The sequence below is a fragment of the Paraburkholderia sp. JHI2823 genome (genome assembly GCF_038900695.1).
Classification (GTDB): Bacteria; Pseudomonadota; Gammaproteobacteria; order Burkholderiales; family Burkholderiaceae; genus Paraburkholderia; species Paraburkholderia mimosarum.
The window spans coordinates 27896-49099 of record NZ_JAYMRY010000048.1; the positions used below are offsets into that span (position 1 = coordinate 27896).

Here is a 21204-nt window from a genome sequence, read left to right on the forward strand (position 1 = left end):
CCACTCACCATCGATGAAGGACCGGTTCGGACTTCCTGCTTGCATCCGGTGAGTAATGGAGAATTCATTGCAGGGTGTCCTTGAGCCGGTACCACGCTCCGACGAACGGCAGAAACCAGGGCTTTCCGAAGTGACCGGGAATCGCCGGCCAGTCGAAGCCTTTCCACGGATTGAGATCGGCGCGTCCGTCCATGATCTCCGCCATCAGCGTGCCCATCAGCGTCGCCATGTGCGTGCCGTGGCCGCTGTAGCCCATCGAGTAATACACGCCGTCGCGCTCGCCCGCGCGCGGCAGCCGGTTGACCGTCATGTCGACCATCCCGCCCCAGCAGTAGTCGATGCGCACCCCGGCCAGTTCGGGAAACACGGCGGCCATCTGCTTTCGCAGGATCAACCCGCTCTTTTCATCCGAACGCGGATTCGACGTCGCGAATCGCGCCCGCCCGCCGAACAGCATCCGGTTGTCGGGCGTCACGCGAAAGAAATTGACGAAGTTCTTCGTGTCAGTGACCATCCGGCGAGTCGGCAGCAAGCGGTCGAGCAGCTCGCGTGGCAACGGCTCGGTGACAATGATGAACGCGCCAACCGGCACGATCCTGCGGCGAATCCAGCCGAACGGCCCCACCTGCGAGATGCCGCTTGCGAGCAGCACCTGACGCGCACGGATCTCGCCGAGCGGCGTTTGCGCCGCGTATGTGCCGCCCGCTTGCCGCTTCAAGCCGAGAACCGGCGCATGCTCGATAAAGTGCGCGCCGCGCGCTTGGGCAGCGTTCGCGAGTCCACGCACATAGCGGCCAACGTGCATCCCGGCACTCTTCCTGAAGATCAACCCGCCGTGATAGCGGTCCGAGCCGATCTCGTCACGAAGCTCTGCCGCTGTCACGAGGCACGTATCAGGGTCCACGCTCGCGGCAAGCAACGCGTGACTGCGCGCGAGCTTATCGAAATGCTCGGGCTTCGCCGCGAGCTTGAGCTTTCCGCTGCGAACGAAATCACAGTCGATCGACTCCTCCCTGACCAGCCGCTCGACCCTATCGACACCCGCGTCGAACGCGAGATACAGCCGGTTAGCGAGTTCCGTGCCGATGCGCTGCGACAGCGACGCGTAATCCTGCGCGAAGCCGTTGTTGCACATGCCGCCATTGCGGCCCGACGCCGCCTGCCCCACGGTCCCTGCTTCGCAGACGATCACGCGCGCGCCTTTCCTGGCCAGCGCCAATGCGGCCGCCGAGCCCGTGATTCCGCCGCCCATTACCACCACGTCGCAACTTCCGCCAGGCAGCTCCGACGAGCGGCTCACGAATGGCGCGCACGTATCAAGCCAGTAGGAACCGAAATGCATGACAAACTCCAGAGCTGGCGGACTGGTGCCTGGCACAGCATGATCTGTTATCCGAAATGTTGGAGTAGCACCGCAAGCGCAACCGCTCGGGCTATACGACTGCAACCGCCTCGATCTCGATCTTCAGACCGAAGTGCAGTGCCGGAACCGGCACGACGGCGCGAGCAGGTTTCGCATCGCCGGCCCAGCGCGCGTAGATCTCGTTGAAACTCGCCCAATGCCCGACATCGACGATATAGACGCGGACCTGGGTCAGTTTCTTGATGTCGCTGCCTGCACCGACAAGCGCGGAAGACAGATTTGCCAATACCTGCCTGGCCTGCGCTTCAAAAGAGCTATCCGTGAGTTTTCGGCCGGTCGCGTCGATCGGGAGTTGACCCGATACAAAAACGAGGCCATTTGCAATTGAAACGTGACTGTAGTGGCCGCCCGGCGTTGCCAGCCCAGCGGGGTTCATCGTTCGAGGGTACTGCGTACCGTGTTGATACTTATCCATGAAGGCCACTTTAAAGAATGAACCGGCTGGCCGCTGCGCCGTGCCAGCCGGGAAGGCTGTCAGTTTCAGAGTCGCCTCGCCAGTCCGCCTGCAGTGTGGATGGCTCACGGCGGTTGCCAGCTGATGCGACGTACTATAGAAATAAATATCTTCGTCGTGTTTAATATCTGATGAATCCGTCGTTAGCGAGTTCTTAATGCTTCAACTGGAAGACATGCAGCTGCTCCGTGCGCTTGGCGTATCAAAGTCGCTTGCGGCAGCCGCCAGGTTACTGGATCTTACGCCGCCCGCGGTTACGGTACGTCTTCAGCGCATTGAAGAACGCATCGGGGTGAGCCTTGCGACACGCGCAGCCCGAGGCATTTCTCTCACTGACGAAGGCCACCGCCTCGTTCAGGAAGCGATCGAAATCCTGGAGCGGATCGAGTCCATTGCGTCCCGCGTCTCGGGAGAGGCAAGCGGTGTGAGCGGCCATTTGCGCGTCGTAGCACCGTTCGGGTTCGGCAGGGAATATGTCGCGCCGCTCGTCCGGGACCTGCATCGCTCGCATCCCAATCTGGGGATTTCGCTCGTTTTGTTCGAAAGTCCGCTCGCTGCCGCGTCGGGCGCCGACGTGGTCATTTCAATCGGCCACATCAAAGGATCCTCCTGGGTAGGACATTACCTGGCCCCGAACGAGCGCTTCCTCTGCGCGAGCCCCGCCTTTGCGGATAGCCTGTCACAGCTCAAGCATCCGTCCGAACTCACCCGGCACGCGTACCTGACGCTACGAGAAAACGATGAAGACGTGACGCGTCTGCGTTTCAGTCAATACGACGCTAAGGGCAAACGCGTAAGCCAGGCCGTAACGGTTCGGCTAAACAGCACTTTGTCTTCGAACGACGGCACCGTGGTGAGGGACTGGGCGGTTGACGGCCTCGGAGTTGTCGCGCGATCCGAATGGGATTGCGCACGGCTGATCACCGAGGGAAAGCTGAAGCGCGTGTTGCCGGCATGGCGCCTTGAACCCGCACCGGTAATAGCGCTGACGCCCACGCGTCAGGGCTTGACCATCCGTCAGCGCGTGTTTCTGGAAGCCGCGAAGCAAGCCTTCGACCCAGTGCCCTGGCGGAATTGACGCAGCATTGAACGTTGCTTAAAGGTGGATTTATCGGTCATTAAGCACAAGTTCGCAGCGAACTCCTATAGTGGCTTTTCTTCACGCGCGAGGTCGGCATCGAACACCGATCGCGCGAATAATCGTCAGGAGCCACAGATGAACCTGGAGTCATTGAACACCCCCGCGGCGTTGATCGATGTCATGCGCATGCACCGCAACATCGAACGGATGCAGCGACGCATGAATGCGCTCGGCGTGAAATTCAGGCCGCACGTCAAGACAACCAAATGCGAGCAGGTGGTCAAGGCGCAAATGGATGCTGGCGCACAAGGTATCACCGTGTCCACGCTCAAGGAAGCCGAACAATTTTTGGCACGCGGCATCCGCGACATCGTATACGCTGTGGGCATGGCCCCGACGAAACTCCCGCAGGCACTGGCGCTGCGCCGGCAAGGCTGCGACCTGAAGATCGTTGCCGATAGCGTCGTATGCGCCGAAGCCATCGTTGCATTCGGGCGGGAACACAATGAACGGTTCGACGTGTGGATCGAGATCGACGTGGATGGCCATCGCTCGGGCATTGCGCCCGAAGATGACACACTTCTCGCAGTCGCCGCCACGCTTTCCAACGGCGGAATGCATCTCGGCGGCGTCCTGGCCCATGCGGGTTCCAGCTATGACTATGACACGCACGAGGATCTCGTCCGCATCGCCGAACAGGAACGTGCGGGCTGTGTGCGCGCCGCCGAGCGCATTCGCGCGGCCGGCCTGCAGTGTGACGTCGTCAGCATCGGATCGACGCCGACAGCGCTAGCCGCCGAACACCTGGAAGGCGTGACGGAAGTTCGCGCAGGCGTCTATGTGATGTTCGATCTCGTCATGCATAACGTGGGCGTCAACGACACGTCCGAGATTGCATTGAGCGTATTGACTACGGTCATCGGCCACCAACGCGAGAAAGGCTGGGCCATCGTCGATGCGGGCTGGATGGCTATGAGCCGCGACCGGGGTACCCACCGCCAGAAGCGCGATTTTGGCTACGGCCTCGTCTGCCTCGAAAACGGGGAGGTGCGAGGCGACTATCTGATGAGCGGCGCGAACCAGGAGCACGGCATAGTGTCCCGGTCAGGAACGCCCGATCATGAGATCGAGCAGCGCTTCCCAATCGGGACACGCCTGCGCATCCTGCCCAACCACGCGTGTGCCACCGGCGCGCAGCATCCCGCCTATCACGCCGTCGGTCCCGACGGAAGAGTCGAAACCTGGCCACGCTTTTATGGCTGGTAAGACGAACGGTGGCGCGTGATTCAACGGCATGTTCACTGTCCTCGATGAGCCTGAATCATCCCTTCGCCGAGCCGCACTCGCCAGCGGTGCTATTGCTGTGCCAGGTCGAATATCCGGCTCATCGCTATCCACTTCTGTCCGGACGGCGTCCACGGTGTGGGCGCCTGAAACTGCCACATCAACGTTTCCCACCGCTGGACCACGGGGTTATTTTTAGCAGCGGTCGCCATCCTGCCAGCGTCATATATTCTGTCGTCTGTTTCCATCACCATGAGCAATCGGGTTCCCAGACGGTAAATCTCCATGTCCACAACGCCATGGCCTCGTATGTGCTGGATCACTTCAGGCCAAACCTGGCGGTGAAGTTCTTCATAACGGGCAATAAGCTCAGGATCTTCTTTCAGATCCAGCGCGAAGCAGTAACGCACGATCACTCCTGTTTAAAATGCCGCAGTCATCCAGCTGGGGTCACGCCTTGCGTGGCCTGTTTCCGCATGGCGTTCCCTGCATGCTGTCAAATGAATCGCACACTTCATCCCTCTCAATCTGCATCGCTAACTGTTAGTGCCCCGGGCGTCGCCCGTTACATGATCGCCCCCTGCAGCCAGGGAACGAACTCGCGATCACCGATTCCGTTTTCCTCGCTGCACGTTCGCCTTCCCGATGCAACTTCCAGAATGAACCGGAACAATTGCATCCCTGCTTCCTCGACGCTCAGACGACCGTCGACGATGTCACCGCTGTTGAAGTCCATGTCCGAGCGCATTCGCTCGAACAGGTCCGTGGTGGTTGCAATCTTGATGGTGGGAGCCGGCCTGGAACCGAAGACTGAGCCGCGTCCAGTCGTAAAGCAGATCAGGTTGGCCCCTCCCGCGATCTGCCCCGTTGCGGACACCGGGTCGTAGCCCGGCGTGTCCATGAATACGAGGCCGCTTTCAGATACCGGCTCAGCGTAGTCGTAGACCGCATTCAGTGCGGTGCCGCCTGCTTTCGAGACTGCTCCCAGTGACTTTTCAAGGATCGTTGTAATGCCACCTGCCTTGTTGCCGGGCGACGGATTGTTGTTCATTTCGCCGCCATTTTCCGCCGCGTAGCGTTCCCACCAGCGCAACTTCCCGAGCAGACGCTCGGCGACGTCATCCGACGCTGCCCGTGCCGTCAGCAGATGCTCTGCTCCGTAAATCTCCGGCGTCTCCGACAGGATTGCGGTGCCGCCATTACGTGCGATCAGGTCGACCGCCACACCGAGCGCGGGATTGGCGGTGATTCCCGAATACCCGTCCGAACCGCCGCACTGCAGCCCGATTTTCAGCCGCGCCACAGGTACTGTTGTGCGCACGGCCCGATCTGCCATTTCGAGCAGGTCGTGTACGACCTTTACTCCACGCGTCACCGCCTCGCGCACACCGCCTGCGTCCTGGATGACGAGCGTTCGGATCGACCCTTCGTGGCGCGCTCGCAACGATGCCGCGAGATCTTCGACCTGATTGACCTCGCAACCCAGTCCGACGAACAGCACGGCCGCAAAATTGGGATTGCGCGCATAACCGGCCAGTGTCCGACGCAATATCGCAATTCCGTCGCCGGAAGCGGACATCCCGCATCCGCTCTGGTGCGTAGTCGCGACAACACCGTCCACGTTTTTGAAGGCCTCCATGGGTGCGCCCTTGAACGCATCCGCTATCGCATGGCAAACACTGGCCGAGCAGTTCACGCTCGCGATAACGCCGATGTAATTGCGCGTTCCGACCTGACCGTCCGGCCGCACGAATCCCTCAAACGTGTCGAAAGGGCCCATCTCCGCAGCACGAAGCGCCGTTTCGTGGCCCGACTGCCCGCTCTCGTGACGTTCAGGCATGCCGACGTTGTGTACGTGAACGTGCTCGCCCGCAGCGATGTCGCATAGCGCAACCCCGATCGTCTGCCGATACTTTGTCACCGACGCGCCGCAGGCGATGTTCCGTATGGCCACCTTGTGACCGGCAGGCACAGGCGTCAAGACGTGAACCTGTTGCCCATTCGCATCGATCTGCGTGCCTGCATCCAGCGCACGAAGCGCAACGGCAACGTTGTCTTCACGGTGAAGCACCAGAACTGTCTCCACGTTCATGATTCACGCCTCCCTTCTGCAGCGTCCAGGCGGTTCTGCGCGGCCAGCATGCTTCGCAGGCGCGGCTGTGTAGAAGTAAGCGATAACGAGTCCGCGAGTTCGATCAACGGCTTGACTCGCCGTCTGATCTTTTCTTCGTGATTGGTCGCAATGTCCGCGATACGATGCGCCAGCCAGGGATTGAGCAGACGGTCGCGCACACTTTCGATGTAGCGCTCCGCGGCAGTGCGCAGGCCCATTGCGTCGAACACCGGCAAGACCTCCTCGTGCCAGATTCCCTCGATACCGTCCCGAAGTCGGGGATCGCTCATCGCCACCAGCACCGTTTCGTTCGACGGGCGGCGCTCGTTGATCCACTGATCCGCGAGCCAGCTGTGGCCGAGATTGAGAAAGAAGAGCTTCAGACGCTCATGGGTACGCAGGTCGTCCGTCACCACAATCTGCTCGTGCACACACGGCAACTCCATGCCCGTACGCCGCTCGATGGCCCATAGCGCATACGGTTCCGCGATCGCGCCGACCGGGTCGATCGGCTCGGACACGATCCGGTCGACCAGTGAGTTCACCCAGACGCAGCTATGCTCCAGATACCCGATAAACGTCGCCGGCATTTCCCATTGCCGTGCCACGCCGAGCACGATATCGCGAAGCGTGTTGCCATTGTTTTCGACAAGCTCGCACGGAAAGATCGACACACCCTCATCGGGACGCACCTGCCAACGTGCATGCAGGAGAACCAGCAGCTTCACCGGAAAGCTGTGCGGCACCTGTTCGTCGCCGACAAGCATGTCCGCCGAATCCCGGTCGTCAAGCCGGTAACCGGCATCGCCCGTGTTCGAGACAATGACCCGCACCTGCTCGATCATGACACGACGAATGTGTGCCCAGTCGAGATCGGCGATCCACCCCTTCTGGACGGCGTGGCAATCGACGACGCGATCGACCGCCACACTGCCTTCCCTGCCCCGAATGCGGACCGGATAACTGCGTGAATGCGCAAGCGCTGAAATACGCGCTCGACTCGACGGATTGCCCGTGGTCTGCACAACGCCGATTCCGCCAATCGCGTCGCCGCGCTCAAGGGCCTGCGATACGAAAAAGGCGACATGGGCCAGTAGAAACCGGCTGGTGCCGAACTGAAGAATGGGTGTGCTCATGCCGCCTGTCCTGATTGCTTCGCAGTGCAATTCAACATTCGACCAACGCCTTGACAACGGTCTGCCCCGGTTCCAGCAATCGAGGAAATGCGTCGGGCACTTCGTCAAGCCGCATGCGGTGCGTATTCAACGCCTGGTCAGGAATGCGGCCCGCGCGCATCGCCTCCAGCACGGTTTCGAAGTCGGTGGCGGTAGCGTTGCGGCTGGCAAGCAACGTGGTCTCGCGCTTATGAAATTCCGGATCGGAGAATGTCACCTGCCCCGGCACGATCGAGATGAGGGTGTATTTGCCGCCATGTGCGACAAAGGCAAAGCCGCGGTTCATCGCGTCGATGTTGCCGGTCGCGTCAAACACCGCATCGAAGAACTCGCCATCCGTGAGCGATGCGAGTTGCGCCACGTCGTCCGGGCCCACCGCGACCGTCGCATCGACGCCCAGCTGCGACTTGCAGAATTCGAGGCGGTCCGCGCGCGTGTCCAGACAAACGACCGTCGCACCGCGCAGCCTCGCAAAGATCATCGCAGCCATGCCAATCGGGCCAGCCCCGACCACGAGTACCCGTTGGCCGCGCGACACATCGGCACGCCGCACGGCATGTGCGCCGATGGCAAGAAATTCGAGCATGGCCGCCTGATCGAGCGACACGCCTTGCGCCTTGTGCACGAACTGCGCAGGCACGCTGAGATACTCGGTCAGTGCGCCATCGCGATGCACACCCAGCACCTGAATGTTGACGCAGCAGTTCGTCTTGCCTTGACGGCATGCGACGCAGTGTCCGCACGACAGATAGGGCATGACGTACACGCCGTCGCCAGCCGCGAGCCCCGAGTCAGGGTCCGCCTCGACGACCACTGCGGACAGTTCATGACCCATCACGCGCGGGTATTGGAGGTAGGGTTGATTGCCGGTAAAAATATGCAGATCGGTACCGCAAATCCCGACACGGCTGACGCGCATCAGTACTTCGCCGTCACCCCGCGCGGGTAAATCGCGCTCCTCGGCGCGCAGCACCCCGGGCGATTCGCAGATCACGCTAAGCATGTTGATGTCCTCTCGGTCAGGTCAGGTATGGTGGCTCGGTGTGCACGATAGATCGCATCCAGGTCGCGTGGAGGGCAGTGACAGTAGTCGTGCGCGGCGTCATTGACGACTCCCGGGGACGGGCGCATCTGGGGCGATCAGTCCTTCCTGGCCAAGCGCGCCCCAGAAGTCCGCCGGCACCGGTTGTTCGAGCCATGCGATGTTCTGCTGCAGCTGGGAAACGCTACGCGCACCGATCACGCAGGAAACGACAGCGTCATGCGCGAATGGAAACTGCAGCGCCGCTGCAGGAAGTGGAACGTCGAAGCGCTCACATAGCGCGGAAAGGCGACGCACCTTTGCGACGACTTCGGCGGGCGCTTCCGAATAATTGAACTTGCCGTTGCCAGCGAGTATTCCGGAATTGAATACCCCGCCCACGACGACACCTGTGCCAAGGCGGGCGCAGCGATCGAGCAGCGGCTTCAGCGCACCCTGTTCGAGCAGGGTGTACCGGCCGGCCAGCAGAATGACGTCGAGCGGCGCTTCGTTCAATGCATCAACGGCGACTTCCCACTCGTTGACGCCAAGACCGACGGCGCGGACTTCGCCGCCTGCGCGTAGCGCTTCGAGCGCACGAAACCCACCGCCGGCCGTAAGCTGGCTCCAGTAGTGCGTATGTCGGTCGCCGTGGGTCAGACTGCCGATGTCATGAACATACAGGATATCGATTTGCGCGAGGCCGAGGCGCTGCTGGCTGTCTTCGTACGAGCGCATGATGCCCTCGTAGCTGTAGTCAAACACGGGGCGAAACGGCAACGGTTCGGCCCAGCCATCCTCACCGGGCTGGACGCCGACATCGGGGCGCATCAAACGCCCGACTTTCGTGCTCAATCTGAAAGCGCTGCGCTGGCGCGCCGCGAGTGCCTGCCCGACGCGCCGCTCGGAGAGCGTATAGCCGTAATACGGCGCGGTATCGAAGTAGCGCAGGCCTGCGGACCAGGCGGCGTCGACCAATGCGCAGGCATCGGTGGCCGACATGGCACGGTAGAGCCCGCCAAGCTGGGAGCAGCCAACGCCAAGCCTGGTCAGTTCGAGGCCACTGCGCGCCAAGGCGCGTTTGTCGGAAGCGTTCATAAACCGGGGAGGCAGGTGTCAGGGAAATACCGTGAAGGCTCCCTGCGACGAGCCAAAAGGCTTCGTCGCAGATCGGCCACCATCAGTAAAGGACGTTCTTCGCTTCCTGGGAGTCGAGGTTCGGTTTGTCGACCATGACGACACCGGTATCGACGAGCTTCGCAACGGGCTTGTGCTCGATGACGCCGACCACCGTCTGGATTCCCTTGTTCCCCATCTGCCACGACCCCTGAACGGCGATCGCCTGGATGGTGCCGTCGCGAACGAAGCCTTGCAGATCCTCATTGCCATCGAAGCCGACCGCCACCAGCTTGCCAGCCTTTCCTGCCTGCTTGAGCGCGCGTCCCATGCCGACCGCGGTCGGTTCGTTCGCGCCGAAGATGCCCTTCAGATCCGGATTCGCGGACAGCACATCGGTCGTCTGATTCAGCGCAGTCGCCATCTGCGACTGCGAGTAATAAGGTCCGACGATCTGCAGCTTCGAATGGGCCGCGATGTATTTGCGGAACCCGCCTACCCGGCCAATTTCCGATCCGGCGCCAGGCACGTACGACATGACTGCAATCTTGCCCGTCTGCCCTACGCGATCTATCAATGCCTTGGCGCAGAGTTCGCCCGCCTTCTCGTTGTCGGTCGAGAGGAACGATTGATAGTACGGTTTGCCCGAGTCCGAAATGGCCGAGTCGATCAGCACCACCGGGATATGTGCTTCCCAGGCTTTCTTGATGGCAGGCACGAGAGCGTCGGGATCGGAAGGCGCCAGCACGATACCTGCCACGTGCCGGTTGACCGCGTTCTCGACCATGTTCACCTCGTCGGCGATATCCGACTCGGCGGCCGGCCCCTGGAAGGTCATCGTATAGCCCTTCGCTTCCGCAACCGCCGCGTTCGCGCCCTTCTGCACGTTCTGCCAGTAGTTCGAGTTGACCGTCTTGACGATCACGGCGATCTCGCCGCCTGCAGCGTAGGCGCCGGTACTGAACGCTGCACACAACATCGCCGATACCGTCAGTAAGGAAAGCTTTCGCATGTCTCGCTCCTCTCTTGTGGTTGAACTTCGTGTGGTGGTTGAACTACGAGTGATTACCGCTTGCGATTGCGCAACTGGTCGATCCAGACAGTGCCGAGAATGACGACGCCGATGATGATCTGCTGGATGAAACTCGATACGCCGTTCATGTTGAGTCCGTTGCGCAGGACGCCGATGACGAACGACCCGATTGCCGTTCCCGAGATCGTCCCCACACCGCCCATCAGCGAAGTGCCGCCGATGACCGAGCTGGCAATCGCGTCGAGCTCGTACATGACACCCTCGTTGGGTTGCCCGGTGACGAGTCGGGACATCAACACACAGCCCGTCACTCCGGCCATGGCACCGGAGAGGACGTACGTGAAAAGCGTCACGCCCTGAACGTTCACGCCGGAAAGCCGCGCCGCTTCCGCGTTCGAGCCCACCGCGTAGATGTGGCGGCCAAGCGAGGTCTTTGACAGCAACACGGAGACCGCGACGAACACGACGATCATGATGACGACCGGAAACGGAATACCCGGAAACGTCGTGTCCGGAAATCCGTCCGCACCGATATGGGAGACGCGAAACAGCGCCCCGTTTCCGAGTGCTCCAAACGCGTCGCCGAGATCCGAAACCGGGCGGGCGCCGGTGATCTGCAGCGCCAGCCCCCGCGCGACGAGCATCATGCCCAATGTCGCAATGAACGGCGGCAGTCTCATACGCGTCACGCAGATTCCGTTTACCGTCCCGCACAGCGCGCCGACCAGCACGCCGCAGAGCATCGCGACCGGCACGGGCGCGCCACCCTTTGTCAGGAGTGCTGCGGAAACTCCCGCGAGTGCAAGAACGGAGCCGACCGAGAGGTCGATGCCGCCGGTTATGATGACGCACGTAGCCGCAACGCCCAGGTAGGCGATGGACGTCACCTGCAGGCAGACGGTCATCAGATTGCCTACCGAGAAGAATGCCGAACTCGTCACAGAAAATGCCGCCAGGAGCACGACCAGGCTGCCCAATGCTGCAAACTTCTGGATAAGGTCGCGGCGCCGTTGCTGGGCGGTCTGCCTGGCGGCCTGAGTCGATTCGGATGTCATTTCAAGCATGGGCGCGCCCCGAAGCGTAGTGCATGATTTCCTCCTGACTGGTATGTGCGGTTTCGAGAACGGCAGTCATGCGACCCTCATGGAAGACGGCAATCCGATCCGTCATGCCGAGCAGTTCAGGCAGCTCGGAACTGATCAGCACGACCCCGACGCCGTCTGCGGCAAGCCGGTCCATCAACCCGTAAATGGCGAACTTCGCGCCAACGTCGATACCGCGTGTCGGCTCGTCGAAAAACAGGATCTTTGAGCCACGATAGAGCCACTTTCCGATCACGACCTTTTGCTGGTTGCCGCCGGAAAGATTGCGCACGATCTGATTGACCGATGGCGTCCGGATCGCCAGCTCCTTGACGTATCGTTCGGCGATCTGGTGCTCCTCCCGAAAGCGCAGGAAGCCCGTGCGCGACGCAATGGCGCGCACGTTTGCCAGCGTGATGTTCGCGGCAACCGGCATCATCAGCGCCAGGCCCTCCTTCTTCCGGTCTTCGGACAGATAGGCGAGACCGTGCCGGATGGCCTCCCGCGGTGAGCGGATGCTCACCGGCTGACCATGAAGCGTGATCGTTCCGCTATCCAGCCTGTCAGCGCCGAAGATTGCGCGCGCAACCTCCGTGCGGCCCGCGCCTATGAGGCCGGCAAATCCGAGAATCTCGCCTCTGCGCAGCTCGAAAGAGACCGGGCCGAACACACCGTTTCGGCGCAGATCCTTCACGCTCAGGAGCACCTCTTCGGCAGGCGACGATTGCCTGGCCGGATAGGCGTCCTCGAGCGAGCGACCGACCATGCGCGCAACGATGTCGTTGACGCTCAGCGCGGCGAAGTCATCGGTCGAGATGTGGCGGCCATCGCGCAGAACCGTCACGCGGTCGACAATGTGCGCCATCTCGTCGAGCCGATGCGAAATGTAGAGAATCGCCACGCCCGCTGCGCGTAGTTCCTTGATGATCCTGAATAGCTGGACCGTTTCCGATTCCGTGAGGGACGACGTCGGCTCGTCCATGATCAGCACCTGAGCGTCGAGCGAAAGCGCCTTGGCGATTTCGACCATCTGCTGCTGCGCGATCGGGAGCGTCCCGACCAGCGTCGTGGGCGCCACATCCAGCCCGATGCGTGCCAGACAACGCGTGGCATCCGCGTTGAGCCTGCGTGTGTCGACGAAGGGTCCGCGTTTGGGCTCGCGTGCCAGATAGAGGTTTTCCGCCACGCTCAGATGCGGCACCAGGTTCAGTTCCTGATGAATGATCGCGATGCCTGCGCGCTGCGCTTCGGCAGTCGAGAGGAACTGCACGGCCTCGCCGCGATAGCGGATCACGCCCGCGTCCGGGCGGTATTGCCCGCTGATGATCTTCATCAGCGTGGACTTGCCCGCCCCGTTTTCGCCGCAAATGGCGTGGACTTCACCGCAGCGCAGATCGAGGTTGATGCCATCGAGCGCGATCACGCCCGGGAAGCGCTTTCCGATACCTTCGAGGCGAAGGATTTCCTCGTTCGATAGCTTGCGGGGGTCTGCGTCCAGGCTGGACAGACCGGTGGGCACGCTCATCTCGTCTCCTTTAACGGGCCAACCTGGCTTCGCGCTGGTCAGTCCAATTGGGACGGATTAGACGGCAAACTCTGGATTTGGTCAAGCCAATATGATTTATGTAGACTGGCCTTACCCATAAGGAAAACCCCAGGACGGGCGCAATCGGTTGTCCCACGGTACTTCAGCCGAAATGCTAGACTCCATGGGCCGTTCGACTTGTCGGCAGCTGGCAGGCACAGAACCTCATCGTGAAATCAACAGAACCCAAGCGGCTTTACCAATCCATCGCTACGCAGATCCTCACGTTGATTCGTCAGGGCGAGTTCCCGGCGGGCGAGCGTCTGCCACCGGAGCGCGAACTCGCCATCAAGCTTGGCGTCTCGCGGCCCTCTTTACGTGAGGCGCTTATTGCACTGGAGATCGGTGGCAAGGTGGAGATCCGGGTCGGATCCGGCGTCTATGTGCGTGAAACAGGTATCGATGATGAGAGCGCGGTGGGGTCCCTTGGCGATAGCCCGTCGGAGTTGATGCAGGCGCGCGCCGCGATCGAGGGCAGCGTATCCGTGCTCGCCGCAGCGCGCATGACCGCCGTCACGCTCGATCGCCTGCGCCGCTCAATCGAGCGCATGCGCAGACTGGCAGCAGCGGGCAAATCCCCCGTTGAAGCAGACCGGCAATTCCACATGCTGATCGCGGAGGCCGCTGGTAACTCCGTACTGAGTCGCTTCGTCGGCGAACTCTTCGATAGCCGCCACGATCCGATCGCGGCCGCCATGCGCGGTCATACGGAAAGTCCTCAAACCTGGACCGAGGCAGTACGCGAGCACGAAGAGGTCCTGAGAGCCCTGCAGGCCGGCGATCCTATCGCGGCGCAAACAGCGATGCGTGCTCACCTCAAAGCCTCCGAGGAGCGATGGATAGGCGGAGCATTGAAACAAGGCCCAGATTACAGGGGAAGCAAGTGAAAAAGTACCCGCCTGTCGGCCCGACGCTACGCTGTGAAAGAAATCATGTGCCATGTCATCGGCATCCGAGCGCCAACCCTTACGAGTGCCACTCACACGTGTCTCGTTCTGCCACTGCCAGGTCGCTCCGTGCGGTTGCGCAACTCGATCAATTCGATCTTTGACAATCATGACCGATACGCCGCACCTCATTCACATCACACAGGAAACGCACGGCGTCGAACTCGACCTCGTGTATGCGACCGATCGCAATTTCACCGGCAAGGCAATCTACAAGGAAGCGCACGCCCTGCTGCTCGCGCCCGCTGAAGCGAGATTGCGCAAAGCCGTCGAACTTGCTGGAAGCGCCGGCATGAAGCTGCGCATTTTCGATGCGTACCGTCCGCCGCAAGCACAAAAAGTGCTGTGGGATTTTCTGCCCGATCCCACCTATGTGGCAGAACTTGGCCAAGGCTCGAACCATAGCCGGGGCACGGCGCTCGATCTCACCCTGATCGACAGCAACGGTGAAGCTCTCGACATGGGCACGGGCTTCGATGCAATGATCAAGGAGTCCGAGCACTTCCATCACGGATTGCCTCAGCACGTGCAGCGCAATCGCCTGCTGCTGCTCGGCATCATGCATGCGGCAGGATTCATGCATATTTCAAGTGAATGGTGGCATTACGAAATCCCTGGTTCACGCTCGCTTCCCGTTATTGATAATAGCGAAAGCGGCCCCCTGAAGTTGATGTAATCGCGTTCTGGTTCTTTGCTGTCCGTTTGCGGGTTTCTCACCGATTTCCCCTCTCGATACGGAGCGAGTATGAATCTGGGTTTGCGCAATGCGCTGGCGGCAGTCGCGGTCGTGTCCGCACTGACGCTTACGATGACGGCAACAAGTACTGCATTTGCGGCGACGCCAAAAGACATGCTGGTGATCGCCACCACGCTCGACGAATTCTCGACGCTCGATCCGGGCGAAGTCTATGAGCTCGTGCCGGAAGAATATGTCGCGAATACCTATGATCGACTGGTGCGTGTCGATCTGAAAGACCCGGCGAAATTCAATGGCGATGTCGCGCAATCGTGGACGGTCAGCCCCGATGGACTCACGTTCACGTTCAAGATTCGCCCGGGTCTCAAGTTCCATTCGGGCAATCCGCTGACAGCCGATGATGTCGCGTGGTCGATCCAGCGCTGCGTGCTGCTCGACAAAGGCGCGGCGGCCGTATTGCAAGGCATTGGCCTGACCAGAGACAATGCGCTGCAAAACATCAAGAAAATCGATGACTCGACGGTCAGCATTACGACCGATCAGAAATACGCGCCCACATTCGTGCTCAACGTGCTGGGTGCGTGGCCCGCGTCGGTGGTCGACAAGCAGCTCCTGATGTCGCATCAGAAGGGCAACGATTTCGGCAACGAATGGCTGCGCACGAACGAAGCGGGCTCTGGCGCGTACAAGCTCGTCAAATGGACCGCGAACGACAGCATCATCCTGCAGAAATACGACGGCTACCGGCTGCCGCTCGCGATGAAGCGCATCGTGATGCGCCATGTGCCGGAAGCCGCGAGCCAACGCCTGCTGCTCGAAAACGGCGACGCGGATGTCGCGCGCACTCTGAGCCCCGATGATCTCGCCGCATTGACCAAGGCCAACAAGGTGCAGGTGATGTCCGTGCCGCAAGCGACATTGCTCTATCTCGGCCTGAACGTGAAGAACCCGAATCTCGCGAAGCCGGAAGTGCAGGAAGCCATGAAATGGCTGATCGACTATGACGGCATTCAGAAGAACGTGACGAAGAGCACGTTCAAGGTTCATCAAACGTTCCTGCCCGAAGGTTTCCTCGGCGCGTTGAATAACAATCCGTATCACCAGGACGTTGCCAGGGCCAAGGCGCTGCTCGCGAAAGCGGGCTTGCCCAATGGCTTCAATGTGACGATGGATGTGCGCAGCGCTTACCCGTACAACGAAATCGCGCAAGCCATACAAGCGGATCTCGCGCAAGGCGGCATCAAGGTCGAGATCATTCCGGGCGACAACAAGCAGACGCTCGCGAAGTATCGCGCGCGTCAGCACGATATCTATATTGGCGAATGGTCTGCGGATTACATCGACCCACACAGCAATGCGCAGGGCTACGCATGGAATCCGGACAACTCGGACAAATCCGCGTACAAGATGCTCGCATGGCGTAATTCCTGGGACATTCCCGATCTGACGAAAGAGACCAATGCGGCGCTCGCCGAATCGTCGACGACAAAGCGCGCGCAGCGCTATCAGACGATGCAGAAGGAAATGCTCGCAAAGTCGCCGTTCGTCATCATGTTCCAGCAGGAGTCGCAAGTGGCGATGCGTCCGGGCGTGTCGGGCCTGGAAGTCGGTCCGATCAACGATCTCGTGTCCTATCTGCAGGTGAAGAAGCAGTAAGTGCGCGAGACATGTCGACAACGCTCACTCCCATAGACCGGATACGCGCTGCGTCCACGCGCAGCGCGACCGTGCGCTGGACGTTGCGCGTGCTGCGCTGGGTGCTCACGCTCGCCGTCACGTTCACGGGTTTGCTGGCGGTGACCTTCGTGATCGGCCGCAAGGTGCCGATCGATCCCGTGCTCGCCATACTCGGCGATCGCGCGTCGGCGAGCGCTTATGCGGCCGCGCGCATTCAGCTCGGACTCGACAAGCCCCTTGCCGAGCAGTTTTTCATCTACGTGCGCGCGGTGCTGCACGGCGATCTGGGCGTATCGCTGCTGACGGCGAATCCCGTGCTCGACGACATCAAGCGCGTCTTCCCGGCCACATTGGAGCTCGCAACACTGTCCACGATCATCGGCGTATTGGTCGGTGTGCCGCTCGGCGTGATTGCCGCGACACGGCACAACCGCTGGATCGACCACGTCGCGCGTTTCATCGGCCTGATCGGCAGCTCGGTGCCCGTGTTCTGGCTCGGCCTGATGGGATTGCTGTTGTTCTATGCGAAGCTGCATTGGGTGTCGGGACCCGGAAGAATCGACCCGGTGTTCGATGGCATGGTCGATACGCACACGGGCAGTCTGTTGATCGATTCGCTGATCGCGGGGGAATGGGATGTCTTTTTCAATGCACTGTCGCATATCGCGTTGCCCGCTACGATATTGGGCTACTACTCGGTCGCCTATCTGAGCCGGATGACGCGCTCGTTCATGCTCGACCAGTTGAACCAGGAGTACATCACGACAGCACGCGCAAAAGGCTTGGCCGAGCGGCGAGTCGTGTGGGTGCACGCATTCGGCAATATCGCGGTGCCGCTGCTGACGGTGATCGCACTGTCGTATAGTTTTTTGCTCGAAGGCTCGGTGCTCACCGAAATCGTATTCGCGTGGCCGGGCATCGGTTCGTATCTGACGGGCGCGCTGCTCAACGCCGATATGAATGCCGTGCTCGGCAGCACGCTCGTGATCGGCATGACTTTCATTGCGTTGAACCTGCTGACGGATGCGCTCTATCGCGTGTTCGATCCGCGCGCCCGCTGATGCAACGGAGATTTGCAACGTGCGTCCATCTGTTGAAACGTCAACGCAGGACATGCCGATGAACGCGCCTCGGCCAGCGTGGAGAGCCTGGCTGCTGACCGATACGCCCGCTTCGCGCAGGCAGGCGGCGCTCGGTCTTGCGTATCGTCGCTCGCGGCGTTTTTCGGGTAATCCGCTATCGGTGTTCGGTCTGTCGATCCTCGTACTGCTCACGATCGTCGCCGTCGTCGGTCCCTGGATCGCGCCGCATGATCCGCTTCGGCAGGTGTTGTCCGACCGTCTGCTGCCGCCCGGTTCGGCCTCTCATTGGCTTGGCACCGATCAGCTCGGACGCGATATTCTTTCGCGCATCATTTGCGGCTCGCGCCTGACGCTGTCGATTGCGATTCTCGTTGTCGTGGTCGTCGTGCCGATCGGCTTGCTGATCGGCACGACGGCGGGCTTCTTCGGAGACTGGGTCGACAACGTGCTGATGCGCGTGACGGATATCGCGCTGGCGTTCCCGAAGATCGTGCTTGCACTCGCATTCGCAGCGGCATTGGGGCCCGGTGTGTTCAATGCGGTGATCGCTATTTCGATCACCGCGTGGCCCGCGTATGCGCGTCTCGCACGCGCGGAAACATTGAGGCTCGTGCAAGCCGATTTCATACACGTCGCGCGGCTGCAAGGCGCGTCGAACCTGCGCATCCTGTTGCGCTATATCGTTCCTCTGTGTTCGTCATCGGTGATCGTTCGCGCGACGCTTGATATGGCGGGCATCATTCTGACCGTCGCGGGCCTGGGTTTTCTGGGACTCGGCGCCCAACCGCCCAGTCCTGAATGGGGCTTCATGGTCGCCTCGGGCCGCAACGTGCTGCTCGACGCATGGTGGGTGGCGACGATACCGGGCTTCGCGATTCTGCTCGTGAGCCTCGCGTTCAATCTGCTCGGCGACGGCTTGCGCGACGTGTTCGATCCCCGCCATGGAGACTGATATGGGCACGAACGAAACGCGCTCGCCTCTCTGTGAGATCAACGATCTGCGCATCGCATTTCGCACGCACGATGGCACGCTGAATGAAGCCGTGCGCGGACTCTCGCTGACGTTGAATAAAGGCGAGCGGCTTGGCATCGTCGGTGAGTCGGGTTCAGGAAAGTCGCTGACGGGCCGCGCGCTGCTCGGACTTCTGCCGCCAGCCGCGCATTACACCGCGAAAAGGTTGTGCTTCGACGGAAATGATCTGCTGACTATGCGCGCCGACAGGCGCCGCCGTCTATGCGGTCGGCAAATGGGCATGATCCTGCAAGATCCGAAATACTCGCTGAACCCGGTGATGACTGTCGCGCAGCAAATGCGCGAGGCGTTTGCACTGCATCATCCGAAACTCAACCGGCATGCGATGCGTGAAAAGATCATCGCGGCCCTCGAAGCGGTGCATATCCGTAACCCCGCACGCGTCGCCGATTCCTATCCGCATGAGCTTTCCGGCGGCATGGGACAGCGCGTGATGATCGCGATGATGGTATCGACGGGACCCCGCCTGCTGATCGCCGACGAGCCGACCAGTGCGCTCGACGTGCTCGTATCGATGCAGGTGCTCGCCGTACTCGACGAGATGATCGCCAAACACGATACCGGCCTCGTTTTCATCAGCCATGACTTGCCGCTCGTCATGTCGTTCTGCGATCGGGTGGTGGTGATGTATGCGGGGCGTGTCGTCGAAACATGCGCGGCGCGCGATCTCATGCATGCGCAACATCCTTATACGCGCGGGTTGCTTGCCGCGAATCCGCCGCTTGCCAATCCGCCTGCCGAACTGCCCGTTCTGTCGCGCGATCCTGCATGGCTCGACGACACGCAAGGAGCGTCCGCATGATCGACGTCGATGCGTTGACAGTGCGCTTCAGGACAAACGCGGGCGCGATCGATGCCGTCCGCGATGTGAGCTTTCATGTCGCGCAAGGCGAAGCGTTCGGGCTCGTCGGTGAGTCGGGTTCCGGCAAGTCGACCATTCTTCGCGCGTTGAGCGGACTGACGCCCGGCGCGCAAGGCACGGTGCGCATCGCGCAGCAAGGCGGTGTCGCGCAAAAGCGCGCTGTGCAAATGGTGTTTCAGGACCCGTACGGCTCGCTGCATCCACGCTTCACTGTCGATCAGACATTGCGCGAACCGTTGCGTATCAACCGCATCGCCCAGCATGAAGAACGTATCGTCAATGCGCTGCGTGAAGTCGGGCTCGATGCGTCATTTCGATTTCGCTATCCGCATCAGCTCTCGGGTGGGCAGCGGCAACGCGTGGCGATTGCGCGCGCGCTGATCGTCGAGCCGCGTGTGTTGCTGCTCGACGAGCCGACATCGGCGCTTGATGTCTCCGTGCAGGCCGAGATATTGAACTTGCTCAAGCGCCTGCATCGCGAGCGCAATCTGACGATGGTGCTTGTCACACACAATCTCGCTGTCGTGAGCTTTCTGTGCTCGCGCGTTGCGATCATGCGCAATGGCGAGATCGTCGAAGAACTCGATGTGGAGAAAATTAGAGCGCAGCAGGTCGATAACGAGTATTCACGCAGCCTGTTGCTCGCGACGAATGGCTATCAGCGCAAGGCTGTCGGCGCGTTGGGTATCGACGCTGCGCTATAAAGGCGCTCATGCCGGTGGTCGGGATGCCGTTGCCGATGACGTGTGCGGGCACCGGTGCCCGGATCAGCGTCTCGCACTTTCGGCATACCCATTTACTCCCGATATGCCGCTCCACCGTAAACACGCCCGGTGCCAGCCGCCGTCCTTCACGCCAGTGAGCAAGCCATCCTGAGCGTGTTCCGACGAGCACGAACGCGAGTCGTTGCGCGGCCTGCTTTGCCGCGTCGCTGGTCAAGGCGAACGCGCCGTGCACGACGGGGTGGACCGCGCATTCGCTCACCTCGACGAGTATTGAGCGCAGCAGCGACGCGAACTTCAGGCCGAGCTTCCGCTGTTACTCACGAGCCAGCATGACGCCCGCGGGAGCGGTCGTGGACGGCATGAGCAGCAAGGCTGCGGCGAGCGACACGAGGCATCCGGCAAAGACTTCCTCGATGCGCAATTCGGCAAGCGGCACGATGGCGAAGCCAAGCTGGCCGTAAACGAGTCCGACGAGCGTCGTGATGAAGAACACGCCGCGAGCGTATGCGTGAAAAATGTAATAGGCCCAGCCGAAAACCGATAAGGCCATGGCGGCAACGAGCATCCAGGTTTGGTGTCCGCACAGGGTAATGAGCAGCACGCTGACCGCCGCGCCGCTCAGCGTGCCGGCAATGCGCTTCATGACCCTTGCGCGCGTGCCCTGATACGAAGTCGTCCCAAGAAAAACGACGAACGTGCTGATGACCGCCCACATCGAACGGTCTTCGGACAATTCGCCGCCCGCCAATATCGCGAGCAGGGCCGCGACGCTGGCGACGAGCGCCGGCCGCCACGCGAGCCGGTGGAGCCGGTG

20 protein-coding genes are annotated in these 21204 nt (G+C 61.1%); 9 read left to right on the plus strand and 11 right to left on the minus strand.

Features of this window, described 5'->3' with window-relative positions; all coding sequences use genetic code 11:
* Positions 1–64: 64 nt before the first annotated feature.
* Complete coding sequence (locus tag VSR34_RS32800; RefSeq protein WP_028213806.1) at positions 65–1342, minus strand: FAD-binding oxidoreductase; 1278 nt, start codon at positions 1340–1342, stop codon at positions 65–67.
* 91 nt (positions 1343–1433) lie between these two features.
* Positions 1434–1838, minus strand: coding sequence for a RidA family protein (locus tag VSR34_RS32805; RefSeq protein ID WP_028231514.1), 405 nt, complete (start codon positions 1836–1838; stop codon positions 1434–1436).
* 196 nt (positions 1839–2034) lie between these two features.
* Here VSR34_RS32805 and VSR34_RS32810 point away from each other — a divergent pair, with 196 nt between their 5' ends.
* On the plus strand, positions 2035–2955 hold the full coding sequence (locus VSR34_RS32810) for a LysR substrate-binding domain-containing protein (protein ID WP_028213808.1): 921 nt from the start codon (positions 2035–2037) through the stop codon (positions 2953–2955).
* 138 nt (positions 2956–3093) lie between these two features.
* Complete coding sequence (locus VSR34_RS32815; protein ID WP_342964566.1) at positions 3094–4224, plus strand: DSD1 family PLP-dependent enzyme; 1131 nt, start codon at positions 3094–3096, stop codon at positions 4222–4224.
* A gap of 89 nt (positions 4225–4313) precedes the next feature.
* Here the strand turns inward: VSR34_RS32815 and VSR34_RS32820 are convergent, their stop codons facing one another.
* From VSR34_RS32820 to VSR34_RS32855, 8 genes are all read right to left on the minus strand, one after another.
* The gene (locus tag VSR34_RS32820) at positions 4314–4652 is read right to left on the minus strand and encodes an L-rhamnose mutarotase (RefSeq protein ID WP_028213810.1); all 339 of its coding nucleotides are present in this window, start codon (positions 4650–4652) and stop codon (positions 4314–4316) included.
* A gap of 155 nt (positions 4653–4807) precedes the next feature.
* Positions 4808–6334: an altronate dehydratase family protein gene (locus VSR34_RS32825; protein WP_342964567.1), complete on the minus strand. Its 1527-nt coding sequence runs from the start codon at positions 6332–6334 to the stop codon at positions 4808–4810.
* Positions 6331–7491, minus strand: a complete 1161-nt coding sequence (locus VSR34_RS32830; protein ID WP_342964568.1) for a mannitol dehydrogenase family protein — start codon at positions 7489–7491, stop codon at positions 6331–6333. The genes VSR34_RS32825 and VSR34_RS32830 overlap by 4 nt, the downstream gene beginning before the upstream one ends.
* 31 nt (positions 7492–7522) lie before the next feature.
* Positions 7523–8533: a zinc-binding alcohol dehydrogenase family protein gene (locus VSR34_RS32835; RefSeq protein ID WP_342964569.1), complete on the minus strand. Its 1011-nt coding sequence runs from the start codon at positions 8531–8533 to the stop codon at positions 7523–7525.
* A gap of 99 nt (positions 8534–8632) precedes the next feature.
* Positions 8633–9649, minus strand: coding sequence for an aldo/keto reductase (locus VSR34_RS32840; protein ID WP_342964570.1), 1017 nt, complete (start codon positions 9647–9649; stop codon positions 8633–8635).
* Positions 9650–9731: 82 nt separating this feature from the next.
* Positions 9732–10679, minus strand: coding sequence for an ABC transporter substrate-binding protein (locus VSR34_RS32845; protein WP_342964571.1), 948 nt, complete (start codon positions 10677–10679; stop codon positions 9732–9734).
* 53 nt (positions 10680–10732) lie between these two features.
* Positions 10733–11764, minus strand: a complete 1032-nt coding sequence (locus VSR34_RS32850; protein WP_028213815.1) for an ABC transporter permease — start codon at positions 11762–11764, stop codon at positions 10733–10735.
* Positions 11757–13307 (minus strand): sugar ABC transporter ATP-binding protein, encoded by a 1551-nt coding sequence (locus tag VSR34_RS32855; protein ID WP_342964572.1) that lies wholly within the window; start codon positions 13305–13307, stop codon positions 11757–11759. Before VSR34_RS32855 ends, VSR34_RS32850 begins: the two co-directional genes overlap by 8 nt.
* 230 nt (positions 13308–13537) lie before the next feature.
* Between VSR34_RS32855 and VSR34_RS32860 the strand changes: the two genes are divergently transcribed.
* The 7 genes from VSR34_RS32860 to VSR34_RS32890 all read left to right on the plus strand — a co-directional run bounded on the left by VSR34_RS32860 (position 13538) and on the right by VSR34_RS32890 (position 20369).
* Complete coding sequence (locus tag VSR34_RS32860) at positions 13538–14254, plus strand: FadR/GntR family transcriptional regulator (RefSeq protein ID WP_342964573.1); 717 nt, start codon at positions 13538–13540, stop codon at positions 14252–14254.
* 169 nt (positions 14255–14423) lie between these two features.
* The gene (gene ddpX / locus VSR34_RS32865) at positions 14424–14990 is read left to right on the plus strand and encodes a D-alanyl-D-alanine dipeptidase (RefSeq protein ID WP_342964574.1); all 567 of its coding nucleotides are present in this window, start codon (positions 14424–14426) and stop codon (positions 14988–14990) included.
* A gap of 69 nt (positions 14991–15059) precedes the next feature.
* Positions 15060–16667 (plus strand): ABC transporter substrate-binding protein, encoded by a 1608-nt coding sequence (locus VSR34_RS32870; RefSeq protein ID WP_342964575.1) that lies wholly within the window; start codon positions 15060–15062, stop codon positions 16665–16667.
* Between the two features lie 11 nt (positions 16668–16678).
* Positions 16679–17749, plus strand: coding sequence for an ABC transporter permease (locus tag VSR34_RS32875; protein WP_342964576.1), 1071 nt, complete (start codon positions 16679–16681; stop codon positions 17747–17749).
* A gap of 58 nt (positions 17750–17807) precedes the next feature.
* A complete protein-coding gene (nikC, locus tag VSR34_RS32880; protein ID WP_342964577.1) occupies positions 17808–18722 on the plus strand; it encodes a nickel transporter permease in 915 nt (304 codons plus the stop codon).
* 1 nt (position 18723) lies between these two features.
* A complete protein-coding gene (locus tag VSR34_RS32885) occupies positions 18724–19605 on the plus strand; it encodes an ABC transporter ATP-binding protein (protein WP_342964578.1) in 882 nt (293 codons plus the stop codon).
* Positions 19602–20369: an ABC transporter ATP-binding protein gene (locus VSR34_RS32890; RefSeq protein ID WP_342964579.1), complete on the plus strand. Its 768-nt coding sequence runs from the start codon at positions 19602–19604 to the stop codon at positions 20367–20369. The genes VSR34_RS32885 and VSR34_RS32890 overlap by 4 nt, the downstream gene beginning before the upstream one ends.
* A 334-nt stretch (positions 20370–20703) precedes the next feature.
* Here the strand turns inward: VSR34_RS32890 and VSR34_RS32895 are convergent.
* Positions 20704–21204, minus strand: a 501-nt coding sequence (locus VSR34_RS32895; RefSeq protein WP_342964580.1) for an FUSC family protein, incomplete at its 5' end; no start/stop codon positions are given.

Coding starts and splice junctions, on each gene's coding strand:
- VSR34_RS32825 (WP_342964567.1), bottom strand. CDS start 6,334: ATGAACGTGGAGACAGTTCTGGTGCTTCACCGTGAAGACAACGTTGCC.
- VSR34_RS32835 (WP_342964569.1), bottom strand. CDS start 8,533: ATGCTTAGCGTGATCTGCGAATCGCCCGGGGTGCTGCGCGCCGAGGAG.
- VSR34_RS32885 (WP_342964578.1), top strand. CDS start 18,724: ATGGGCACGAACGAAACGCGCTCGCCTCTCTGTGAGATCAACGATCTG.
- VSR34_RS32890 (WP_342964579.1), top strand. CDS start 19,602: ATGATCGACGTCGATGCGTTGACAGTGCGCTTCAGGACAAACGCGGGC.
- VSR34_RS32855 (WP_342964572.1), bottom strand. CDS start 13,307: ATGAGCGTGCCCACCGGTCTGTCCAGCCTGGACGCAGACCCCCGCAAG.
- VSR34_RS32815 (WP_342964566.1), top strand. CDS start 3,094: ATGAACCTGGAGTCATTGAACACCCCCGCGGCGTTGATCGATGTCATG.
- VSR34_RS32810 (WP_028213808.1), top strand. CDS start 2,035: ATGCTTCAACTGGAAGACATGCAGCTGCTCCGTGCGCTTGGCGTATCA.
- VSR34_RS32845 (WP_342964571.1), bottom strand. CDS start 10,679: ATGCGAAAGCTTTCCTTACTGACGGTATCGGCGATGTTGTGTGCAGCG.
- VSR34_RS32850 (WP_028213815.1), bottom strand. CDS start 11,764: ATGCTTGAAATGACATCCGAATCGACTCAGGCCGCCAGGCAGACCGCC.
- VSR34_RS32870 (WP_342964575.1), top strand. CDS start 15,060: ATGAATCTGGGTTTGCGCAATGCGCTGGCGGCAGTCGCGGTCGTGTCC.
- VSR34_RS32800 (WP_028213806.1), bottom strand. CDS start 1,342: ATGCATTTCGGTTCCTACTGGCTTGATACGTGCGCGCCATTCGTGAGC.
- VSR34_RS32840 (WP_342964570.1), bottom strand. CDS start 9,649: ATGAACGCTTCCGACAAACGCGCCTTGGCGCGCAGTGGCCTCGAACTG.
- VSR34_RS32875 (WP_342964576.1), top strand. CDS start 16,679: ATGTCGACAACGCTCACTCCCATAGACCGGATACGCGCTGCGTCCACG.
- ddpX (WP_342964574.1), top strand. CDS start 14,424: ATGACCGATACGCCGCACCTCATTCACATCACACAGGAAACGCACGGC.
- nikC (WP_342964577.1), top strand. CDS start 17,808: ATGAACGCGCCTCGGCCAGCGTGGAGAGCCTGGCTGCTGACCGATACG.
- VSR34_RS32830 (WP_342964568.1), bottom strand. CDS start 7,491: ATGAGCACACCCATTCTTCAGTTCGGCACCAGCCGGTTTCTACTGGCC.
- VSR34_RS32805 (WP_028231514.1), bottom strand. CDS start 1,838: ATGGATAAGTATCAACACGGTACGCAGTACCCTCGAACGATGAACCCC.